The organism is Syntrophomonas erecta subsp. sporosyntropha (genome assembly GCF_055395365.1).
In genome coordinates this window covers 1,561,120-1,582,062 of the sequence record NZ_AP042459.1, presented here as the reverse complement: position 1 = coordinate 1,582,062, position 20,943 = coordinate 1,561,120, and the positions used below count along the sequence as shown (strand labels likewise).

General features: G+C 40.4%; 26 protein-coding genes and 1 pseudogene. 6 read left to right on the top strand and 21 right to left on the bottom strand.

What is annotated here, in order from left to right; all coding sequences use genetic code 11:
* The first annotated feature begins 91 nt into the window (after positions 1-91).
* Positions 92-625, top strand: coding sequence for a transposase (locus ACZ5Q0_RS07775; RefSeq protein WP_447182389.1), 534 nt, complete (start codon positions 92-94; stop codon positions 623-625).
* A gap of 168 nt (positions 626-793) precedes the next feature.
* Positions 794-1,411, top strand: a complete 618-nt coding sequence (locus tag ACZ5Q0_RS07770) for an ATP-binding protein (protein WP_464827094.1) — start codon at positions 794-796, stop codon at positions 1,409-1,411.
* A 436-nt stretch (positions 1,412-1,847) separates the two neighbouring features.
* Here the strand turns inward: ACZ5Q0_RS07770 and ACZ5Q0_RS07765 are convergent, their stop codons facing one another.
* The 3 genes and pseudogenes from ACZ5Q0_RS07765 to ACZ5Q0_RS07755 form a co-directional block, all read right to left on the bottom strand.
* Positions 1,848-2,624: a hypothetical protein gene (locus ACZ5Q0_RS07765; RefSeq protein ID WP_447182388.1), complete on the bottom strand. Its 777-nt coding sequence runs from the start codon at positions 2,622-2,624 to the stop codon at positions 1,848-1,850.
* 83 nt (positions 2,625-2,707) lie between these two features.
* Positions 2,708-2,983 (bottom strand): annotated as a pseudogene (locus ACZ5Q0_RS07760) (flagellin); the annotation flags it as partial.
* Between the two features lie 284 nt (positions 2,984-3,267).
* Complete coding sequence (locus ACZ5Q0_RS07755) at positions 3,268-3,615, bottom strand: YdeI/OmpD-associated family protein (protein WP_464827093.1); 348 nt, start codon at positions 3,613-3,615, stop codon at positions 3,268-3,270.
* Between the two features lie 36 nt (positions 3,616-3,651).
* Between ACZ5Q0_RS07755 and ACZ5Q0_RS07750 the strand changes: the two genes are divergently transcribed.
* On the top strand, positions 3,652-3,945 hold the full coding sequence (locus tag ACZ5Q0_RS07750; protein WP_447182386.1) for a CPBP family intramembrane glutamic endopeptidase: 294 nt from the start codon (positions 3,652-3,654) through the stop codon (positions 3,943-3,945).
* Here the strand turns inward: ACZ5Q0_RS07750 and ACZ5Q0_RS07745 are convergent.
* The 9 genes from ACZ5Q0_RS07745 to ACZ5Q0_RS07705 form a co-directional block, all read right to left on the bottom strand.
* Positions 3,933-4,331, bottom strand: coding sequence for a hypothetical protein (locus ACZ5Q0_RS07745; RefSeq protein ID WP_447182385.1), 399 nt, complete (start codon positions 4,329-4,331; stop codon positions 3,933-3,935). The two genes, ACZ5Q0_RS07750 and ACZ5Q0_RS07745, sit on opposite strands and share 13 nt — an antisense overlap.
* A gap of 22 nt (positions 4,332-4,353) precedes the next feature.
* Positions 4,354-5,469 (bottom strand): helix-turn-helix domain-containing protein, encoded by a 1,116-nt coding sequence (locus tag ACZ5Q0_RS07740; RefSeq protein WP_447182384.1) that lies wholly within the window; start codon positions 5,467-5,469, stop codon positions 4,354-4,356.
* A gap of 492 nt (positions 5,470-5,961) precedes the next feature.
* A complete protein-coding gene (gene istB, locus ACZ5Q0_RS07735; protein ID WP_446818298.1) occupies positions 5,962-6,708 on the bottom strand; it encodes an IS21-like element helper ATPase IstB in 747 nt (248 codons plus the stop codon).
* 18 nt (positions 6,709-6,726) lie between these two features.
* Positions 6,727-8,244: an IS21 family transposase gene (gene istA, locus ACZ5Q0_RS07730; protein WP_446818299.1), complete on the bottom strand. Its 1,518-nt coding sequence runs from the start codon at positions 8,242-8,244 to the stop codon at positions 6,727-6,729.
* Between the two features lie 127 nt (positions 8,245-8,371).
* Positions 8,372-8,635 (bottom strand): transposase, encoded by a 264-nt coding sequence (locus ACZ5Q0_RS07725; protein WP_447182383.1) that lies wholly within the window; start codon positions 8,633-8,635, stop codon positions 8,372-8,374.
* Between the two features lie 441 nt (positions 8,636-9,076).
* On the bottom strand, positions 9,077-9,274 hold the full coding sequence (locus tag ACZ5Q0_RS07720) for a ferritin family protein (protein ID WP_464827092.1): 198 nt from the start codon (positions 9,272-9,274) through the stop codon (positions 9,077-9,079).
* Positions 9,275-9,359: 85 nt separating this feature from the next.
* A complete protein-coding gene (locus ACZ5Q0_RS07715) occupies positions 9,360-9,563 on the bottom strand; it encodes a ferritin family protein (RefSeq protein WP_447182381.1) in 204 nt (67 codons plus the stop codon).
* A gap of 248 nt (positions 9,564-9,811) precedes the next feature.
* Complete coding sequence (locus ACZ5Q0_RS07710) at positions 9,812-10,384, bottom strand: PaaI family thioesterase (protein ID WP_447182380.1); 573 nt, start codon at positions 10,382-10,384, stop codon at positions 9,812-9,814.
* 86 nt (positions 10,385-10,470) lie between these two features.
* Entirely contained in the window at positions 10,471-11,073 is a 603-nt protein-coding gene (locus ACZ5Q0_RS07705) for a TetR/AcrR family transcriptional regulator (RefSeq protein ID WP_447182379.1), read from the bottom strand.
* 310 nt (positions 11,074-11,383) lie between these two features.
* On the opposite strand from ACZ5Q0_RS07705, the gene ACZ5Q0_RS07700 reads away from it, so the two are divergent.
* Complete coding sequence (locus ACZ5Q0_RS07700; protein WP_447182378.1) at positions 11,384-12,259, top strand: glycoside hydrolase family 73 protein; 876 nt, start codon at positions 11,384-11,386, stop codon at positions 12,257-12,259.
* Positions 12,260-12,529: 270 nt separating this feature from the next.
* Here ACZ5Q0_RS07700 and ACZ5Q0_RS07695 read toward each other — a convergent pair whose 3' ends face one another.
* Positions 12,530-13,168, bottom strand: a complete 639-nt coding sequence (locus ACZ5Q0_RS07695; protein ID WP_447182377.1) for a hypothetical protein — start codon at positions 13,166-13,168, stop codon at positions 12,530-12,532.
* 174 nt (positions 13,169-13,342) lie between these two features.
* Positions 13,343-13,549: a LuxR C-terminal-related transcriptional regulator gene (locus ACZ5Q0_RS07690; protein WP_447182376.1), complete on the bottom strand. Its 207-nt coding sequence runs from the start codon at positions 13,547-13,549 to the stop codon at positions 13,343-13,345.
* A gap of 377 nt (positions 13,550-13,926) precedes the next feature.
* On the opposite strand from ACZ5Q0_RS07690, the gene ACZ5Q0_RS07685 reads away from it, so the two are divergent.
* Complete coding sequence (locus tag ACZ5Q0_RS07685) at positions 13,927-14,124, top strand: DUF5652 family protein (RefSeq protein WP_447182876.1); 198 nt, start codon at positions 13,927-13,929, stop codon at positions 14,122-14,124.
* Positions 14,125-14,202: 78 nt separating this feature from the next.
* Here ACZ5Q0_RS07685 and arsB read toward each other — a convergent pair whose 3' ends face one another.
* The 6 genes from arsB to ACZ5Q0_RS07655 all read right to left on the bottom strand — a co-directional run bounded on the left by arsB (position 14,203) and on the right by ACZ5Q0_RS07655 (position 18,984).
* Complete coding sequence (gene arsB, locus ACZ5Q0_RS07680) at positions 14,203-15,216, bottom strand: ACR3 family arsenite efflux transporter (RefSeq protein WP_464827297.1); 1,014 nt, start codon at positions 15,214-15,216, stop codon at positions 14,203-14,205.
* Between the two features lie 84 nt (positions 15,217-15,300).
* On the bottom strand, positions 15,301-16,098 hold the full coding sequence (arsM, locus tag ACZ5Q0_RS07675; RefSeq protein WP_447182374.1) for an arsenite methyltransferase: 798 nt from the start codon (positions 16,096-16,098) through the stop codon (positions 15,301-15,303).
* Between the two features lie 12 nt (positions 16,099-16,110).
* Positions 16,111-17,862, bottom strand: a complete 1,752-nt coding sequence (arsA, locus tag ACZ5Q0_RS07670; protein ID WP_447182373.1) for an arsenical pump-driving ATPase — start codon at positions 17,860-17,862, stop codon at positions 16,111-16,113.
* Between the two features lie 2 nt (positions 17,863-17,864).
* Positions 17,865-18,230: an arsenite efflux transporter metallochaperone ArsD gene (gene arsD, locus ACZ5Q0_RS07665; protein WP_447182372.1), complete on the bottom strand. Its 366-nt coding sequence runs from the start codon at positions 18,228-18,230 to the stop codon at positions 17,865-17,867.
* 14 nt (positions 18,231-18,244) lie between these two features.
* Positions 18,245-18,574, bottom strand: a complete 330-nt coding sequence (locus tag ACZ5Q0_RS07660; RefSeq protein WP_447182371.1) for an ArsR/SmtB family transcription factor — start codon at positions 18,572-18,574, stop codon at positions 18,245-18,247.
* A 275-nt stretch (positions 18,575-18,849) separates the two neighbouring features.
* Positions 18,850-18,984, bottom strand: a complete 135-nt coding sequence (locus ACZ5Q0_RS07655; protein ID WP_446818660.1) for a hypothetical protein — start codon at positions 18,982-18,984, stop codon at positions 18,850-18,852.
* A gap of 104 nt (positions 18,985-19,088) precedes the next feature.
* Between ACZ5Q0_RS07655 and ACZ5Q0_RS07650 the strand changes: the two genes are divergently transcribed.
* Positions 19,089-19,925 carry an amidohydrolase family protein gene (locus tag ACZ5Q0_RS07650; RefSeq protein WP_446818662.1) on the top strand — a complete coding sequence of 279 codons (837 nt, stop codon included), beginning with the start codon at positions 19,089-19,091 and terminating at the stop codon, positions 19,923-19,925.
* Between the two features lie 474 nt (positions 19,926-20,399).
* Here ACZ5Q0_RS07650 and ACZ5Q0_RS07645 read toward each other — a convergent pair whose 3' ends face one another.
* The gene (locus ACZ5Q0_RS07645; RefSeq protein WP_464827091.1) at positions 20,400-20,717 is read right to left on the bottom strand and encodes a transposase; all 318 of its coding nucleotides are present in this window, start codon (positions 20,715-20,717) and stop codon (positions 20,400-20,402) included.
* Positions 20,718-20,943 lie beyond the last annotated feature (226 nt).

Below are 20,943 nucleotides of genomic sequence, written 5' to 3'. Positions count from 1 at the left end.
CGACAGAGGAGTAATACTGGTATCTACCATCTTATGCTCAGGGGAGTTAATAGGCAAAATCTATTTATGGAAGATGAGAATCGGCTAAAATTTGCGGAAACTATCAGGCACTATAACCAGGTCAGTAATTACGAGATCTATACCTATTATAATTAACAATCATGTTCATTTACTAGTTAAAGAGAATAAGGAATCTATTTCTATTACTATAAAACGAATTAGCGGTAGTTATGTATTATGGTACAACAAGAAATATAGCCGGTGCGGTCATTTATTTCAGGAACGTTTTAGAAGCGAGGCCGTGGAAACAGATGCATATTTTCTTACTGTATTAAGGTATATCCATCAGAATCCGGTTAAGGCCGGAATAGCAAAAGAGGCAAGGTTTTACCGTTGGAGCAGTTACCATGAATACATAGAAAATGCCGGCATAATCGATATTGAATTTGGCCTGAATATGTTCTCCGAAAACAAAAAAACAGCCAAAAAACTATTTGAACAATATACGAATGAGATAAACAATGATCAATACCTGGATGATCATGACATAGAAGTTTATAGAATGGTTAAAAAATTGGAAATTGCTAATATTGGCAAATTGCATAGATTAGACAAACCAAAATGAGATGAACTTATCCGTGAACTAAAGAAAATGCCCGGAGTGGTTGGCAAGGGTGATCGGGATATCTAAGAATATGATAGGAAGAATCTAGTAGATAGTATTTTAAGAAAGGGGACAGCAAACCTGTCCCCTTGTCCCGCTCCGAACCTTCCTTTCGATGAGCGGATTAAGATGCTGGTAGACTATATTTACCAGGAAAAATATAACGGAAAGGTGAAGCGCCTCTTAAAACAGGCACGATTCCGTATCCCGAATGCTGAATTTAATGACATATATTATCCGGATCGCGGATTAGATCGCGACCTCCTGTCGGAATTGTCGACATGCCAGTTTGTACACAATCATTCCAACATCATCTTTCAGGGATTTACCGGTGCCGGAAAAAGTTTTTTAGCTTGTTCCATTGGACGTCAAGCCTGTAAACAGAGTATTCGGACGAGATGCATTAGAATTCCTGATTTGCTGATGGAAAGGGATGAAGCTGTCGAAGGAAGCAGAGGCATCGGAAAATTGCTTAAAAAGTATAGTAATTACAGGCTTCTCCTATTGGACGAATGGCTCTTAAATGACTATTCCGATGAGGAACTTCATTTTTTGTTTGAATTAATTGAGCGGAGATATGATACCGCTTCCACAATCTTCTGCACACAGTACAAGGTAGAAGACTGGCACGGTAGACTGGGCGGTGGAGTCCTGGCCGACTCCATCATGGATCGAATCATCCATAAATCTCATCAGCTCTATTCTGGAGACATAAATATGCGCGAGTTCCTCGCCAAGCGGTCATAATACTTACACGGATACCGCTTCGTTGCTGGAGCGGTATCCAATTAAAAACTGCCGGTATCATTGGCGTGAATCAATGGTACGGATTCTGTAAATAGGTGGTACGAAGACTATGAAATAATCACCCCCTGTGCCGCTACTACATCTTTATACATTTCAACAATTCCTAAAACCTTTTAACGATGCCTATACTTTTTAACGAAAGGTAGAATTTCTTCCCTAGGGGGTGCATCTTTTAACGATAAGGTGCAAAAATCAAAAAAAGCACCACTAAAAGTGATACTGATTTTACCCTAAAACGCCGAAAATCCCTTGTATCAAGGGATTCCCATTGTATTAATTATTGAGTTCTTATTTGTTTAATTACTCAAATTTTAATACAATTTAGCAATATTCGATTAACGCTAAAAAGTATATTATCGCTAAATTGTGCACCTACCTATAAATGATTCTTTAATAGTAGCTCAACTAAATTTTCTATTTTAGGAACCATATCAATAACTTCTCTAATAGAAGCTAAATCTTCTAAATTGACATGGTGTTTATTATCTGGATGAATGCATCTATTACGTAATTTTCTAAAAGATTCCATAAATTTTTTATCCCCATAAGTTGGATCATATTGTTTACAATAATCACTTACTGCTTTATCCAGTGCCTCCCCTGTTTTATTCGGGAAAAAATATTCAATTACTTTGTATAATAATTCATATTTTTGAATGGAACCTTCTGTCCTTCTAGCCTCAGCATAAAAAGCGATTGCCTTAGAATGTTTTATATCTTCTTCAAGTCCTTCTAATTCAAATGGCTTAACTATAGTAACTGTTCCTTTCACGATATTAAATCCCTGTTTCCTGCCTTTTTCTATAATTTCCTTTTCTTTTTCGTTTTCAGGGAAAATACTTGGGGAATTGTATAATATATTTTCAGGATTGAATCCATCAATTCCCGTACCCAAAAATATCTTATTAGAGATATAGGCTGCTATCTTAAATGCTTTTTCATCTAATTCCCTATTGGTAGTCAAAATTGCTCCTGATGAATCTTTAATAATATCTACTCCTTTGAATACAATTGTTATATCCTTTATCTTTTTATTTATATCAATATCCCACACAATTTCAGCATCCTCTAGTTGGATGGGTTTAAACATTAATGGGTTTTCTACCTCAATTTTTTTGTTCATGGTGGGGTTAAATCGAAATCTCACCTGCATAGTCTTATGACCTCCTTATTAGTATATATTGCAAAAGAGCCAGAGGAAAAAATTCCCCTGACCCTTCATGATGTCTACCTTAATTATCTTAATAGTTGAAGCACTGTTTGTGGTGCTTGGTTTGCTTGAGCCAACATCGCTGTTGCTGCTTGTTGTAGTATGTTTTGTTTTGTGAATTCCATCATTTCTTTGGCCATGTCTACGTCTCTAATTCTCGATTCTGCTGCTTGTAAGTTTTCGGAAGTATTGTCAAGATTATTGATTGTATGTTCTAATCTATTTTGCATAGCACCTAATTTAGATCTTTCTGCTGAAACTGTTTCTATGGCTGTTTGAATTGTTGTTATTGCTTTACTTGCTCCATCTTGTTTCATAATTCCACCTGTTGAATCTTTTGTTACATTATCTACCTTAAGAGATCCAACACCAAGTCCTCCGCCAGAACCACTACCTAAGTCTAATCCTTCTGGAACATTTGAAGTCGATGTAGTATCTGTAGTAACTCCTATAGTACCCCAGTACCACCATTTTCAGCTACATTTTCAGGATGGGGGTGTGTATTTTCGTCAGAGGGTATGCAAAGCATCATTTTACCCTCTGTCTTTTGCATTATACTTCATACCCATGTACGCATCGCCTGATTTCAGTTCTGTATCAGACGTTTCATTCGGGTTTCCTCCCGCTTGCCGCGTGTAATCCAACCGATGTAATCATTTGGCTGATAGGGAGAGCGGTTACGATATTGCCCGCACAGGTCGTTTTCGTCCAAAGCTTTTACTAAGTAGTCCGTTCCAACGGTCCCGCTTGCTGCTGCAACCGTTTTTATATAAGAAAATTTATGGCCTGCTTTTATCAGTAGCACTACAGCTAAAACTATAAACGGCAGTCCTCCGATAAGACCGGTAATAGCCGGGCCGAGAATAGGGTTATATCCACCTTTTGCTAGAAGAATTGGGAGCCCTACGCCGGCATTTACCACTGAATGAATCATGGCGGCAGGTATTACGCTTTCCAATTTGATTGATATATGCTGCTGATTTCCATATTACAGATAATAATCATCGGTCCGATTATCAATATTATTCTGACATTGGGCGAAGAAATCGGCTGGAGAGGATATCTGCTTCCCAAATTACGCATGCTTTTAACCGACCGGGCTGCATTGGTCATCACTGGTATTATATGGGGCATGTTGCATATACCGGTTATCGTTATGGGGCATAATTATGGAACAGACTATATGGGCTATCCCTGGCTCGGGATTTTGGCCATGATTGTGTTCTGTGTTGTGTTGGGTGTTATCGAAGGCTACAAATTGTAGGCGGAAAGCCCCCTCGTACTGGCTGCTGCCCCTTTCAAAGCAGTAAGCTGCAGATCAAACGAACCGGGAAAAGTCAAGAAATACACTGCTGCGCTCAAAAACACTAAGGCTGTTGGCCCGAAGTAAACCAGCAGATAGTCTTTCATATGCCCCTTGAAATGCGGGTGCAGATACGTGTTGCCAAAACCCTCTTTCGTTATAAGTCTTGTCAATATGTTGGACAAGGTGGGGACAAACATAGCTGCTGCGAGAATAATTATGGTCGCGCCTTTTCCATAGGTCAGTCCGCGGAGAGGTATCAGCAGAAATATAATCCAGGTAATAACAAATGTCAAACCAACAAACAAGGTTAGCCGTTTTTTTACTGCCGTCTTTTCCTGTTCCATAATGATTTCACCACCACATTTGTTAATCTTCGCAACAATTGCTTTGGAGCTTTTCAGCAATATTTTGGAAACGCTGTTTATCCGAAAGCACTGAAAAATTCGGATTATTAACGATCATATCAGCCATGCTTCTTCTGATAGTTTTTTCATCCCGGGGAGGATCCGTTCCGAGATCGAGTTTAATAAGCCAACCTTCTAGCAGGTCGAAGAAGTCGTCGCCATGCAGGCTCAGGGGATAAATATCACTGGTTACTATCTCCGTATATTGCTCCAGCATATCAATCGCTTTACTGGGATTGCCCTGCACAATATAACCCTGAGCGGCAGCGATATAAAGGCTGACCAAAACGCCGGGGTGCAGATGCCTCATGTCAAACACTTCTGCGATGTTAAGCGCGCGCCGAAGCACTTCTTCAAATTTTGAAGAATCATCCGTACACATCATAAGGTAAGCGGGGAAAAAATTAAACAGGACGACGATATTCTGATAGATCCCGACCTGCAAAACAGATTTTGCCTCGTCAGTGCGCCCCATCATCTGGTAAGCAGATGCCAAAAGTGATTCGGGCGGTAACGCCGGCGCGACCGCTCCATCCAACAGCTCCAGCACGGTATTTGGATCGCAGGCGGCAAGGCTGCACATAGCTTCCACATACAAAGCCTGCCTTGTAAGCGATACATCATCGCTTTCCTCCTTGACCCGGATAAAAAGAGCCCTGGCTTCCTCAATCAAAGATATCGATTTTTGCGGGTCCTTCAGCAGTTCGGCATGGTTGATCATCAGTATACCCATTTGCATCAACAACGGAAAACATGCATAGTATTTTTTTATGATCTGATGGCAGTCATCCATCACCGTATCAAAGGGTTTTGACGCAAAATCAGATGATAGTCTCCGATACAGCTTTCGAATCTCTTCTTTTGCCATTTGTGGCTTATAATCCATCAATTCGTCAATGCTGATGTTAAAATATGCAGCCAGTTGCGGAAGAAAGGTTACGTCAGGATAACTCTGTCCTGTTTCCCATTTTGAAACAGACGCCTTTGAAACCCCGATGTAATTAGCTAACTCATCCTGGGTGATACCCTTTTCCTTGCGCTTTTTTACAAGCACTTTTGCAATATTGATTTCTTTCATATGAATCACCTCTGCTTATATTTTAGTTCGTAGGCGGAGGTAATCCAATAGATTAGAAGTTAACTTAGGTTGAATAAATCAACCTGTACGATACTTAGAAGCAAGGGGAAAGTGTGAGAGTGGTATTTACCAGGCGCACAGGGGGACGGTTCTCCCGCAGGGGGACGGTTCTCCCGTGTCATTGTAACGCCGTTACCGTTTTGCCTTTCATTATTTTCTTGGTGATTTCGCATGCTTCGCTTTCGCTGATTCGCTTGGTTTCATCGCAATCCAGGCAACGGTCTTTGTTATCCTCTTCCGTAAACTTTTTAAGTTGTTCAACCGCTTTTATCTTTTCCTTATGTAAAATACCTAAGATTAAACTGGTATCAGGAAATGTGGGAAATGTGGTAAATGTGGTAGTGTTTCGATCCGCTTTACAATAATCGGCACAACTGTGTGAACGGTCAAGTATTTTGGAGAAATTTTGGCCATTAATTTTACATAGGACCTTTACTGCAAAATGGAAATACGATGTTTAATACGGTAGCTTTCTCCGGTCAGGTTAAATATCTCACTATGATGAACAATCCTATCCAGAATTGCAGTTGTAATAACTGGATCTCCCATCAATTCGGCCCAGTCATCAAAACCCGTGTTGGACGTAATTATTAACGAGGTCTGTTCATACAGTTGAGAAATTAGCTGAAAGAACAAATTAGCTTCTTCTCTACTTATTGGCACAAAGCCAATTTCATCGATAATAACTAGGTCTGAGCTGATTATTCGTTTGATTTTCTGCCTACTGCGGCTAATGGTGGACTGAATTTTCAGGTGCCGAATTAATTCGTCCATACTTACAAAGCTTACCTTGTAACCTTTTGTTACAGCTTCTATTCCTAACGATACAGCCAAATGGGTTTTACCTAAACCAGGTGGTCCCAGAAAAATTAGATTGTAGGCCTTATCAAGCCATTGCATATCTAATAGCTGGTTAATCTGTCTTTTAGTTATACCGGGTTGATAAGCGAATTCAAAATCATCTACAGTTTTAATGAAGGGAAACTGAGCTTGGGTCATACGGCGCTCCGAAGCTCTTTGTTCCCGGGCATCAATTTCGCCATTGGTTAAGGAATAGAGAAAATCACAATAAGATATATCCTGTCGGTTTGCTTCCTCTACGAGCTTTTCTAAATTGTCTTTCATCCAGGCCAGCTTTAGCTGGCCCAGAAAGGTTTTGGTTTCCTTTAATTTATTCATTTAGCATATCCTCCCTTGCTAACTGCCTTCATAAAGTGCAGTATAGGCTTTAATATCTCTGACTTCTGTTTTAATTCGATATTCGGAAGGAATGGCATCTGCATCAATAATATCAGGCGCATCTATGTCCTGGCTGAGCTGCTCTAAATATTCCAATACATTACGAAACTCCACTGCGCTCCATAGTTCTTTTTGTACGCAGTAATCCAGGGCTTGAGCTATAATTAGCTCTGAGTATTTCTCGGCCTCTTTGATAATCAACTGAAGTTGATCTCTTATGTAACGGGGTTTTTCCTGTTTAATACGATCCAAGAAACAAGTACCTTTATCGCCTTTACCCAGCATGGCAAGGGCCTGTTTCCTTAGTTCATCTATCTTGTGGGAATAATCACGCTCAACCCGATTAGGAACTATCACTCCCTTCTTAGTTGATATTTTCCGGATAATAATTAGTTCTTTAGTTTCTATATCCAAAATTTCAAGATAGCCATCTTTGACTTTCAATTCTACTTCACGTCCGGGATAATACGTGCCTTTAGGCACTCGGTAACGATTACTAAGATAAAGGACAGTGTTGTCCTTCCTTACATTTCTTGTTAAACTATCTTCAGGTTTATTTATGATTGTGGGTATCGGTTGCAGGTATTCTTGTTCTGATTTGAATACTTCTGCCGGTACCTTCTTTGTGGTTGCATGTATACTGGCATTGCCAGTCCGATTTAACCAATCAATACATCCCTCATTCCATAAAACCAGGTTATCAAATACCCGGTGAGCAGCGTAGTTTTGTTTAGCATATTTGACTACTGATTCAATTTTCCCTTTGGATTCAGGGTCATTTCCCCTACAAAGGTAAACGGTGAACTTCATGTTCCTGCGAAAACGCTCAAACTCCTCAGTATGTATGATATCACCATAGTTTTCACTAACAGCCAATACTCGGTCTTGATCAAATACTATTTCCTTAGGTACCCCTCCTATAAACTCAAAAGCTCGATACAGAAACAATGTAAATGTTTGTGCTGTAAACGGTTTATCCAGCCACTCTACATATTTGTAGCGACTGTGTGATAACACTAAGCCAAATACAAAAAGCTTTATTCGTTTTCCTGTAGTTGTCATAACTTCCCTCTGACCCAGATCCACCTGGGCCTGTTGACCAGGGAGGAGTTCTTCTACGGCCTGGTACTGCCGATATTTATCCGGCTTTGGTATATTAGATGTTTTTCGCAAATTACTAACGTATCGTCTAACAGTCCGCTCCTTCCCATGATAGTTATCCCCATGATATTCCTTAAGCCAGTCATGAATCTGAGCACTTGATATATCCGGGAATTTCATTAGCCATTGTAAAATTTGGTCGGTGTATGGCTCTAGGATTTTCCGTCGGTTTTTGGCTTTCCTCTGCCTTTCGGTAAATTCCTCGGGTGTCATATCCCAGTAGAAGTCTACTGTTTTCCAGTTGATGGCTAACTGACGCTCCACCTGTGACTTATTAAGCCCCAACTCCTTAAGCTGCTGAATTTTTTGATACATTGGCCATCCCTTCAATTCTCCCACCTCACCTGTAAAATTAATTACCAATTCATTTTACCAGTGGTGGGTTTTTGTGGATAATATTCTCCGTTTTTATTGGCCAATTTTTCTCCCTTTTAGTTTACCGCTAACAACTGCCCCATTCATACTCTTCTGGGTTGCTAGTAATAGATGTTTTAATGAAATTTTGGTGGATGTAGCCAATGACTGCCAGTAGGTACGCGTCGTCCTCAACGCATTCACTTTTACTTTTAAAGCGATCTTGAAACACGTGTCCAGTTCTTTCGTATCTACAGTTGTACCAATAGGCGTAACTTACACCTAAACGTTTCATAAACACTGATGTGTCTTCATCGTTCTCCCGTAACAATAAATGAACGTGATTAGTCATTAAACAGTACCCGTTCTATGAAAATCATCTTTTTCATGAAAAACGTCCTGCTGGCCGATTCCCCGTACTATAACATGGTAGATTCCTGTTTCACTCTTCTTTCTTGGCTTCCTGAACATTCCTTCACACCCTTCTCCCTTTTCTCAGATTCTACCATGTCTGCATCTTGACACAATAGAACCGTCCCCCTGTGTGAATTTGACATAGAAGTTTATAGAATGGTTAAAAAATTGGAAATCGCTAATATTGGCAAATTGCATAGATTAGACAAACCAAAATGAGATGAACTTATCCGTGAACTAAAGAAAATGCCCGGAGTGGTTGGCAAGGGTGATCGGGATATCTAAGAATATGATAGGAAGAATCTAGTAGATAGTATTTTAAGAAAGGGGACAGCAAACCTGTCCCCTTGTCCCTGCTTGTCCCAAAACTTAAGTATTATTACAGATCCTTAATCATAGCAACGATTTTCTTAATATGTCCTCGTTCTTCATCGATCAGTTTTTCCAATACTTCACTGGCTGCCTTATTGCCCATATTTTTTAGCTCCTGGAAAAAGACAATGGAATCCTTTTCAAAACTAATTGCAATCCGGAGAATATCTTTATTATTCTTAATCCCTTTTATTAAATCTTCCACCTCGGTTAATTTAAAAATGTGACTATTAACAAGAGACCTCACGTAATCTTCATACTCTCCAGGGTAACTTTCATTAGGCAGGAAGCTATAATCTAATACTTTCTCCCAATTTACTGAAATCCTGAACATGTTTTGCTTCCTCTTGAGCAAGATAAGTCAATACTTCTTTTAATTTATCCCCTTCAGCAAGGGATATGGCCTTTTCGTAAAATAATTTTCCAGACTCCTCCATTTGAACAGCTATTTCGATTATTTCTTCTCCACTAAACTTGATGGTAGTCCAGCCCATTATTAATTGCCTCCTTGTACTATAATTATTGGTGACATTAGATATTGCCTATTTTGATATTATGTAATCCAATATTAGTTTACCATGAATACATAGAAAATGCCCGAGATTAGCATAAGACAAATTGGCAAGAAGAACCGGAATATCCAAGGGTATGATAGGACGAATTTGGCAAGACCGCGGTGGTATTTTTAAGGGAAGGGGACAGCAAACCTGTCCCCTTGTCCCCCTTGTCCCCTCGCTGTTACCTAGTTTCCTGTGGGGATACGATTACTGGAACCTTTTTCATGGTTAAATATTCCCCCCATGCGCTTTTGCGCCCCTTCCAAGTCATCTACATTGATATACTTAGGTGGCAGTGATTGATAGCCTAAACACAAAACTGCTTGGTTTATTGTTTGCACACCGGGAATGACCATTTGTTTAGAAGAACCATGGGCTAATAGCTTTCCGTTTGTATCCGTAATCATGGCTTCTGCCTTACAAATGCTTTTTCCCGCTTTAATACGTTTCCCTTCCACTATTAACAGGCCATCCTTAACCGCCGATAGCATATCAACCTGAATATCAAGGGATATGCATCCAGCGTTCTCTTCAACATCACAATATACAGCCCAATATGCGGCCGTGTCGATAAGCGAGGAATAAACACCTCCATGAATGCCTCCAAATGGGTTAAGATGTTTTTTCTCCAGATCAACCACTACCTTGGAGTAGCCTATACCCAACTCTTTTACTTCCATCGACAACAGTTGGAAATACGGCCCCTGGTTGATAAGATCAAGGATTGCTTTAATGTGTTCGGGATTCATCATTCGCATAATAATTCCTCCTTCATAAAACAAACCTGAACGAACGTACAGTCATCAAAAAGCAAATAATCCTCTTATTAATTACTAAGGTTAATCTAGTCGTTGACTAACAACCCAGCAGCTAATGTTTCATGGAAGGAGACGACCATCTCTGTCATTTCCTCTTTTGTTATGGCCTTGAGAACGACCCATTTGTACAACAAAAATTTTTCAATGCCTAATATGGAGTGTGCAATGGGAGAAACCGGGACATTTTTAAAGATACCATTTTTAATACCGTATTCAATATTTCTTGAGTAAAACTCTATTAGTCTATTCTCAAATTGTTGTAAGAATTGATCAATAGGTGCACTTGCCCCAGCAACTCGACTGTATATTTCGGATAAAGCTTCATTTTGAGCAAAAACTTCCATGGTCAATCGTTTTGTCTCAATAAATCTCTTATACAAATCCTTCTCCACAGCATAGTACTCGCTTATACTCGAAATGATTTGTTCGGCAAATTCCTCGAGAAGGGTTTTTAAAATGTCTTCCTTATCGATGAAATAATTATAAAAAGTGCCGGTTCCAACCCCTGACCGAGTTATAATATCGCGAATGGCCGTGTTGAAATAACCCTTCTCAATGAACAGATCTAAAGAACATTTCAATAGTCTCTGTCGTCTTTCTATATTTTGCTTTTCTATTGGTAGTGGCATCTCGCTCCCCCCCGAGTGTACGTTCGTTCATTTATTTTACGTTATTTTATGCGAAAAGTAAATAATTTGAAACTAATTTTTAGGAATGCATTTAAGGGACAAGCGGGTATCGTATATACCTGCTTCATTCTGTGAAAAGAAAAAAGCAGTTTCCATAGCCCTGTTCCTTATTGATAAATGCTATGATTTTATATAGTGGCCCCTATGCTATACAGATCGGACTACGGAAGGAAGATTAAGAATAAGAAAGAGAAAAAAAAAGACAGCTAGAAAAAAATTTAGGGTAATTATTTTAATACTAGCAGTATTAATGGCAGCAGAACTATTTCATTTAGCATCGGTTAATGATCATTTAAATGTAGAAGATTTTAATATAGCTTTTTACATAGAAGCAGCCGATGAGGCCAGCCAGAATAGAATTCAGGTTAACTGGCAGTATTTAGCCGCGATCGACTGTGTCAGATGTGATCATGACTTTTCTAGGGCAAATTACCAGAGTGTAATGGCCCTGGCTGATTTGTTTGTAGTGGAAAAACCATCCGGTGATAATAATACACCACCAGAATACCGCCTGCGAAGTTTACCAGCCGTAATGGGTAAACTGTCTTTTACTGCAGAACAAAAAGTAAAAGTATACCGTTGCCTGCAGGATTTAAAATATGTAGGCCTGGCTAATAATAAAGCCTGCTTCCTGGACAAAGAATCAGCGAAGCTACAGTTTATAGATTCATTAAAAGCAGAAGCTATTTCCGGGTATCATCAATATGGTATTTTCCCATCTATAACAATTGCTCAAGCTATCTTAGAATCAGGCTGGGGAACTTCTGTCTTAAGTGTAGAGGGCCATAATTTATTTGGAATAAAAGCCGATAGCAGTTGGAAGGGCCAATACCTAACCATGAAAACAACCGAATATTATAATAGTGAAACCTGTGCTAATTTTAGAAAATACCGAAATGTAAGTGAATGTATGCAAGACCATGGGAAGTTTCTTAATACTAACCAGCGGTATCGGCAAAACGGGGTATTTAATGCTACCTATTATATAGAACAGGCTCAAGCATTAGAACGAGCTGGCTATAGCACTAAAACAGATAGAAACGGTAATAGAATATATGCAGATTTATTGATAGAAATTATCAGACAATACAACCTGCAGCTGATTGATTATAAAGTCCGAAGCTGATTTGATTATATAGATCGTTGGAGCAGCTACCATGAATACATAGAAAATGCCCGGGGTTAGCATAAGACAGTTGGCAAGAAGAACCGGAATACCTTAGAGTATGATAGGACGAATTTAGTAAGACCACGGTATTTTTAATAGAGGGGACGAGGAACCTGTCCCCTGTCTCTCAAATGCACACCCTCGGGATTTATGGCATTATCTTAGTTAATCACCAACAGTAGTCCATATCTTCCCATGAACACCGCCGGCCATCTTACGTTACTTTTTTCATTTCTTTTTCTCTCTTTCATTGTATTTTGGCTCTATAGTGTCAATATCTTCGTGATCTTCATGTTCAAGCCACTTATCTAACCGATAAATTATCTTGAAGCCATCCCCATATCTGAAGAAGCGAATGATGAATCGTACACCGCAGGCAAATAGCGCGATTCCCAGTCCTGAATAAAAGAATGCGATGAACCAATGCGGAATAAGTTCTGATTTCCTGAGTAATGTTCCACCGCCCATCATTACGACAACAAAAAGATAAGACTTGATATCAAAAAACAACCAAAATGGCAAACGCTCCCTGTCATACATGCGGATTCTATACTCATGTTTGTAAACCAGCTTTGAAAAGATTAGGAGATAGAAAACCAGGAGAACGATCAGGCCGCCAAACAGGATCAATGGAACATTTTCCAATTGCGGGATCATTGGGAATCCTGTCCTCATTACCATGATTCCTGCCAAAGACCATACTATACCCGCGATTAATAAAAGATATTTCCTTTTGATAGTGAATAAGCTCATAAAACACCTTCCGATAATTGATACGGCAACTGACCCAGCAACAGAAAGCAAAGATTTTTTGATTTTATTTAAATCATATCCCAGTAATTCTATAACATACCTCGCTATTGCCAATAAATAATCCTTACCAGAAACATAGGGGTCGGCTGACCTTAACCAGGCTCTGTAGACACTTAGAATCCCTCAATCCGGCCCGTACGTAGAATCCCACTCACGCAGCACTGGTAGGCTTCAGCGGCGGAATGTAATCGTTAGAAGAATGCAGCCGGTATCAATTGTAATATATCTCTATTTCCCGTAACCGGGCAGCAATCCGCACTGTCGGCAAAGAATGCCGTCCTTTTGAACGTGGGGTCCTGCATTAATACTACTAAGGTTCCTGCGGCAGAATGACTTCACCGTATTTTCTGAAATACCGAGAGTTGTCGATATTCTCGAATAGCCAAAGCCGTCCCGGCACATTTTAATGATTTTCTCTTTTTGCCGTTTTGTCATAAAGATACCTCCTCCGAAAGAAATCCCAAAAAGCCTTCGGTATAAGCCACAGGAGAAGAAAGAATCGGACGGTATTAAAAAATGCGTTACCGTAATTACCTCCCAATGATATGCGAAAAATCAGCGGGAGTCGAACCCCAGATAAAAAAACGTCCGCAAAGCAGGTCGATTTGCTCCACGGGCGCTTTAGTCCGTACTGATATGCCCCTCCCTTGCATTTCGTCGCTTATTCCTTGAACTGTGACACTAAATGCGTAAGTGATAGATAATGAACCCGAGTTAACCTGAATTATCAAAATGCTTCTTGGTTAGAATATAAAAAAACTCAAAAGGGATCTGACAAATTGGCTATTTACTTGAATAATCTGCTGCATAATGTGAACCCCTGGATGTTAACTACACTTCTTGCCTGGTCTTTCGCGTGGAAGGGCTGGGCTCTTTGGAGAGCAGCTAGGCTTAAATATGCTTGGTGGTTTATAGCACTACTAGTCGTTAATACCGTTGGAATATTCGAGATAATTTTCCTCATTGTTACAAATAAAAATTATTCTAAACTAAACGGCAGCATTTATTAAATAGTTCTATAGGGGAAAAGGGGGACAAGGGGACAGGTTTGCTGTCCCCTTGTCCCCCTTTTCCCCATTCGACATAATTTACACCTCTCCTAGAGCTTTTGGTAATTCTTTTTCATCAAAGTATTTTCTCTTAAAGAATAAAGCTGCGTTTACCAAACTTATCATCACCGGCACTTCAACCAATGGACCTATAACAGCAGCAAAAGCAACATCAGAAGCTATTCCAAAGACGGCTACGGAAACCGCAATAGCTAACTCAAAATTGTTACTGGCAGCGGTAAATGCCAGTGTAACCGTCTGATCATATCTAAAGCCCCACCGATAGGCTGCAAAAAAGCTGGCAAAGAACATGACTGCAAAATAAATAAGGAGCGGAATAGCAATAAGTATGACATCAAACGGATTCTGAATAATCTGCTCACCCTTTGTTATAAACATAATCACGATCGTATACAGCAAAGCAATGAGTGCCAAAGGTGAAATCTTGGGAATGAATACTTTCTCATACCATTCTTTGGTTTTTATCCTGATTAAGCTAAATCTAGTTAGGAATCCGGCGGCGAAGGGAATACCTAAATAAATAAGCACACTCTTGGCCACGTCTATCATGGATATTTCGACAACCTGCCCTCCCCAAGAAAGTCCCAGCCATTCAGGAATAAGCGTAACGAAGATATAGATATACACCGTATACAACAGTATCTGAAAGATTGAGTTAAGCGCCACTAAGGCGGCACAATATTCGTTGTCTCCTTTGGCGAGAGTATTCCAAATAATGACCATGGCGATGCAACGGGCCGAACCAATTATGATAAGACCTATGGCAAAACCAGGTTTATCAGCAAAAAACAATATTGCCAAAATAAACATGAAAATAGGTCCTACAACCCAGTTCTGTAACAAAGAGAAGGTAAATACCTTTTTATTTTGAAATACTTTCCCGATCTCCTCGTACTTTACCTTGGCTAAAGGAGGGTACATCATAATTATCAAGCCGATGGCAATCGGCCAGGATATGGTGCCGGTACTAAATTGACTCAGTGATTGGGCTAAATTTGGAAACAGATATCCGCCTAAGACACCAATTCCCATGGCTATGAAGATCCATAATGTTAAATACTTATCAAGGAATGATAATCGTGCTTCTTTTCCCAATGTATCACCTTCTGTATCTAATTATTTTCGTGATTTATCAGCTTCGATTATATAGGATGCTACAAATTCTTCAGCGTTCTTACCAGGGACCCAGCTTTTGATTATCTCTTTACTGTTATCTTTAGGAGTCATGCGGATGTTTTCAAAACCAGCATTTTTGAGCATGTTTTCGATATTGCCCACATACTCAGCTCCGGCAATACAGCCAGCCAAATTGGCCAGGTCATTTTTCAAATAATCAGGTATTTGTGCCGTAGCTACTATATCAGATATGGATAGCCGCCCTCCTGCTTTAAGCACCCTATAAGCTTCGTTAAAAACCTGCTGCTTTTCCAAGGCCAAATTAATGACACAATTTGAAATTATGACATCAACTGATCCATCTGCTGCTGGCAAGTGTTCAATCTCTCCCAGCCTGAACTCGATATTTTTATAGCCGCCTTGCTCTGCATTTTGCCTGGCGAGTTTGACCATTTCCGGGGTCATATCTATACCGATAACATAACCACTTTCCCCTACTTGTTTTCGGGCCAGGAAGCAATCAAAGCCACCGCCGCTTCCCAGATCAAGTACAATTTCACCCTCTTTTAGTGCCGCTATGGCAATTGGATTTCCGCACCCTAAACCCATATTTGATTCAATTGGGATATCCTCCAAGTCCCTTTCCGAATAACCTATATTAATAGCTACATCTCTAATGTTTGTTTGTGGGCCACTGCAGCTACAGCCGCTACTGCAACATCCCCCCGCTGAACCTTGCAATGCTACCTCAGAATAATTTTTTCTGATAAATTCCCTGATCTCTTCTTTATCATTCATAATCATTACCACCTAATCTTTAAAGTTGCCAATACTCCTAATGGAGGGATCCTGTAACCAGGGAATAACCACGAAGTTATCGCCACTAATTTGCTGCACTTTCTTAATCCAGACTCTTTCAGCCCTAGCTCGCGCAGCAAGCATGGGATTACTTGTATCTGCCACGGAAAGAGACTGATTTACCACCCACCATTTGTTATTAATACCGGCTCTGCTTAAATCCTCGCGTAATCGCATCGCTTCAAACACAGGGGTAGCTTCCGGCAATGTAACGATGACCACCTCAGTCTGTTTTTCGTCCCGAAGTCTTGGTAATAATCTCTGCACCGATATAGGGGTTTCTCCTTTGGTCCTTTGCACCTCCCGGTGGTAACTGAGGGTTGAGTCGAGAAGTAATAGGGTATGACCGGTTGGAGCCGTATCTATAATAACAACCTCATTTTCCGCTTTATCCACAATTTCTGCAAATGCTCTGAATACGGCAATCTCCTGGGTGCAGGGCGATCTCAAGTCTTCCTCAATATATGCAACATCGTCCTCGCTCATGGTTTCCCTGGCCTTAGCCAGCACTTCATTTTGGTAGTCTCTCAGTTCCTGCTTTTCATCAATATGACTGACGGTTATATTTTCTGCCCCGGCAAAAACATAGCTTAGATGGTCGGCTGGATCAGTTGAAGTTAAATGCAGCCTAACACCCTTCTTCGCAAGAGCTAGAGCAACCGTGGCTGCTACCGAGGTCTTGCCTACGCCACCCTTGCCCATCGTGAAAATGACCTTTTTAGCTGCTGCGTATATATCATCAACCAGATCATTTATTGGATGCAAGTTCGTTAATTTGCTTTCCGCATCTGCACTTATACAATCATCACTATTCAGGAACGCCCTTATTTTATCCAGGCCTAATACATTATAGGAGCGCAGGGGGATAGTATAGGTCTTAATCCCTCTTAATCCAGGCGGCATGTTGTCCAGGGTCTGCTGCTGCTTAGATAATATTTTTTGCGACAGATCATCTGATGCTTCACCCATTACTCCGTTGATAATAAGAAGCTGATTGTTAATCCCTAAATCGCTCAATTCCCGGCTGGAACGTTCAGCTTCCAGCAGAGGTGTTTCTTCCGGCCTGGAAACCAGGATAAGTGTGGTTTTAGCTTTATCAGAGAGGTTTATAACTGCATTTTTATACATATCTTTTTTATCCTGCAGCCCGGCCAGTTGGCCTAAACATGAGGCTCCATGGGTACTTTCCGCAATGAAATTACTCCAGGCTGAAGGAAGTTGCAACATGCGCAGGGTATGCCCGGTCGGGGCAGTATCAAAGATAATATAATCAAATTCTTTTTCAGTTGTATTGTCAGTGATAAAGTGTGAAAACTGGTCAAAGGCCGCTATTTCAATCGTACAAGAGCCAGAAAGCTGTTCCTCCATATTATTAATTACGCTGTCGGGCAATTTCCCTCTATATGGAGCTATAACTGATTCCCTATATTCTCTGGCTGCATCTTCAGGGTCAAGATTGGCAACTTCCAGTCCAGGAACACCCTCAATCTGCACACCCTTGCCATTTAATTCAGTATCAAAAACATCCTGCAAATTTGAAGCTGGGTCGGTGCTTATCAACAATACTTTTTTCCCTCTGTCTGCCATATTTACTGCTACAGCGCAAGCTGCAGATGTCTTTCCCACCCCGCCTTTGCCGGTAAAAAACAAGTATTGGGTAAGGTTTATTTTATTTAAATCAAAGGATTCGAATCTGGTATTCATTGTTAACAGCACCCCTTAGGACCACAGCAGCAACTGCTTGTGATGATTGATGCTTTTGAGCCTATTTCCGTTTCCAGCCATTTTTCAATTTCATCATTAGTGGGGTATTCTTTGGTTTTTGCCACCGCACCATCAACCAGCGTTACGGGTAATATTTCTGCCCCCTCTTTCTGCAGAAGGTCGCCGATTACTTTATTGGCAATAAAGTCCTGCGGTTCATTGGACAATCCATGTCTTTTAATGATTATTCCTTTATCCTTTAAGGAATTAATGACTGTAGCAATCCTCATCAGTTCCGGATCAATTGACGGTCCGCATACCCCGGTGGGGCAACACATGGCTGGGTCAAAAATCTCCACTTTCTTCATGCTAAAATTCCTCCCTATTTATCCGCAAAGCATACTTTGCAGCTAGATTGCTTACAGATACAATCGTCCTTGTCGCCGGTTATATAGCTAATAAAACTAATCGTTTCCCCAAATCCTTCACTTCTAAGTGTATATCTCATCCAGGCTCCATCACGAACGCCATTTACCAGGCCGCTTTCAGTTAGTATTTTCATATGGTAGCTGAGTGTTGACTGGGAAATACTGAACTTTTCCAATATGTCGCATGCGCACATCTCACCACATGACAGCATATCAATTATCTTTAAACGCGTCTCATCTGATAACGCCTTAAATACCGGGACATAATCGGCATAAGAGTTCATCAAACCTCACTCCCGTTATATTTATATATTTCGATTACATTCAAACGTGTCGATATGTTATATGGTATCAAGCATATCGACATCTGTCAATGTGATGTTAATCAATTTATAAAAAAATACAGAGCCGAAGTTTTATCCAACCCTGCAGGTTAACTGTTTGGAAATATTAAGCTGAAATTACAGTACCTTCTCCGGTTTATGCCCAGGGGACAAGGGGGACAAGGGGACAGGTTTGCTGTCCCCTTGTCACATCTTTCTTATGTAATGTATAATACTTATGAACCACAAAACATATATCTTAAAGCCAGATACAGGCGTTGCAGTATAGGCCAGATCCATTCTTCTACCGCTATGTAAATAAACTGCAAAGATATTAAAACCGGATGCCTGATATATTTTTCTTTTCCCATTTTCCTATCACATCCTTTTTAGCACAAAAGGATACAAAGAAGCGAATTAGGGATAGGTAGCAACGAATTTCTTGAAATTTTAAAAGAAAAGGGGATGTCATAAGATGTTTAACGGGAATAAGGTAATTGATTTTCATGTTCACCTGGCTAAGTATGAGGTTTTTTGTGACCGTGCTCATAAGTGGTTCGCTCAAGCCTTTCCTTCTCTTGATGCTTATGATGCCTTTTGCGATACCTATAAAAATCCGGATGAGTTTATTCGTTTGATGGACGAAAATGGCGTGGACTACTCGGTGATACTAGCTGAAATCGCGCCTTTGACCACGGGGATTGCCACAAACGAAATGGTCGAATCTTTTTGTCGGGGAAATTCGAGATTGATTCCTTTTTGTACGTTTAATCACCACATTCATCCCGAGATGGGCGACTCTTTAAGAATTTTATGTACACAACATGGGTTTAAAGGAGTTAAGCTATATCCTACTTATAACCACTTTTACCCTAATGATCCGGTTTTGTACCCGCTTTACTCGGAAGCAGAAAAGCTGTCAATACCGATCTTATTTCATACAGGCTCTTCAATTTTCGAGAATTCCCGTATAAAATATGGCAACCCGATCTTTTTTGATGATCTGGCTGTCGACTTTCCAAACTTAAAAATCATCATGGCCCATGGCGGGCGAGGACCCTGGTATGACGAGGCATTGACGATGATACGGTTACATAAGAATATTTACATTGATGTAGCTGGACTGCCCCCGCAAAAGCTATTAGAATATTTTCCGGATCTAGAACGGTTTGCGCATAAGTTTGTTTTTGGTACCGATTGGCCGAATGTAGATGTAAAGAAAAACATCGAAAAATTAAATAAACTGCCTGTTTCCCGTGAGACGGTCCAAAAGATATTAGGAGAGAACGCGATAGAAATTCTAGCTTTATAAGAAGAGGTGCGCGTCAACACCTCAGGCTGGAGTGAGCATGTTACGTAAGAACTCATCTGACACTGTGGATGAGCGAAATTCTAGGCGCAAAAAGCATGGGAGAGGCAAACTAAATTCTATCAGGCAGATATCAACACATTAAAAGCAAGCTCCATGTTGTTGCGGCACTGCAAAATACTCTGAAAAAGCATCGGGAAATGATCCGATGCTTTTTCACGTTCGCACGTTCGGCACACAAGGGGACGGTTCTTCGAACAATATGCACACAGGGGGACGCACAGGGGGACGGTTCTCCCGTGTCATTGTAACGCCGTTACCGTTTTGCCTTTCATTATTTTCTTGGTGATTTCATATGCTTCGCTTTCGCTGATTCGCTTGGTTCATCGCAATCCAGGCAACGGTCTTTGTTCCTCTTCCGTAAACTTTTTAAGTTGTCAATCGCTTTTATCTTTTCCTTATGTAAAATACCTAAGATTAAACTGGTATCAGGAAATGTGGTAGTGTTTCGATCCGCTTTACAATAATCAGCACAACTGCTCCATTCATACTCTTCTGGTTTGCTAGTATGCTAGTAATAGATGTTTTAATGGAATTTTGGTGGATGTAGCCAATGACTGCCAGTAGGTACGCGTCGTCCTCAAAGCATTCACTTTTAAAGCGATCTTGAAACACGTGTCCAGTTCTTTCGTATCTACAGTTGTACCAATAGGCGTAACTTACACCTAAACGTTTCATAAACACTGATATATCGCTATCGTCTTCTCTTAACAATAAATGAACGTGATTGGTCATTAAACAGTACCCGAGTATGCTTACTCCGCTTTCTAGGGATACCTTTTTTACGGTTTCCAGTTATCTATGAAAATCATCTTTTTCATGAAAAATGTCCTGCTGGCCGATTCCCCGTACTATAACAGGGTAGATTCCTGTTTCACTCTTCTTTCTTGGCTTCCTGGACATTCCTTCACACCCTTCTCCCCTTTCTCAGATTCTACCATGTCTGCATCTTGGCACAATA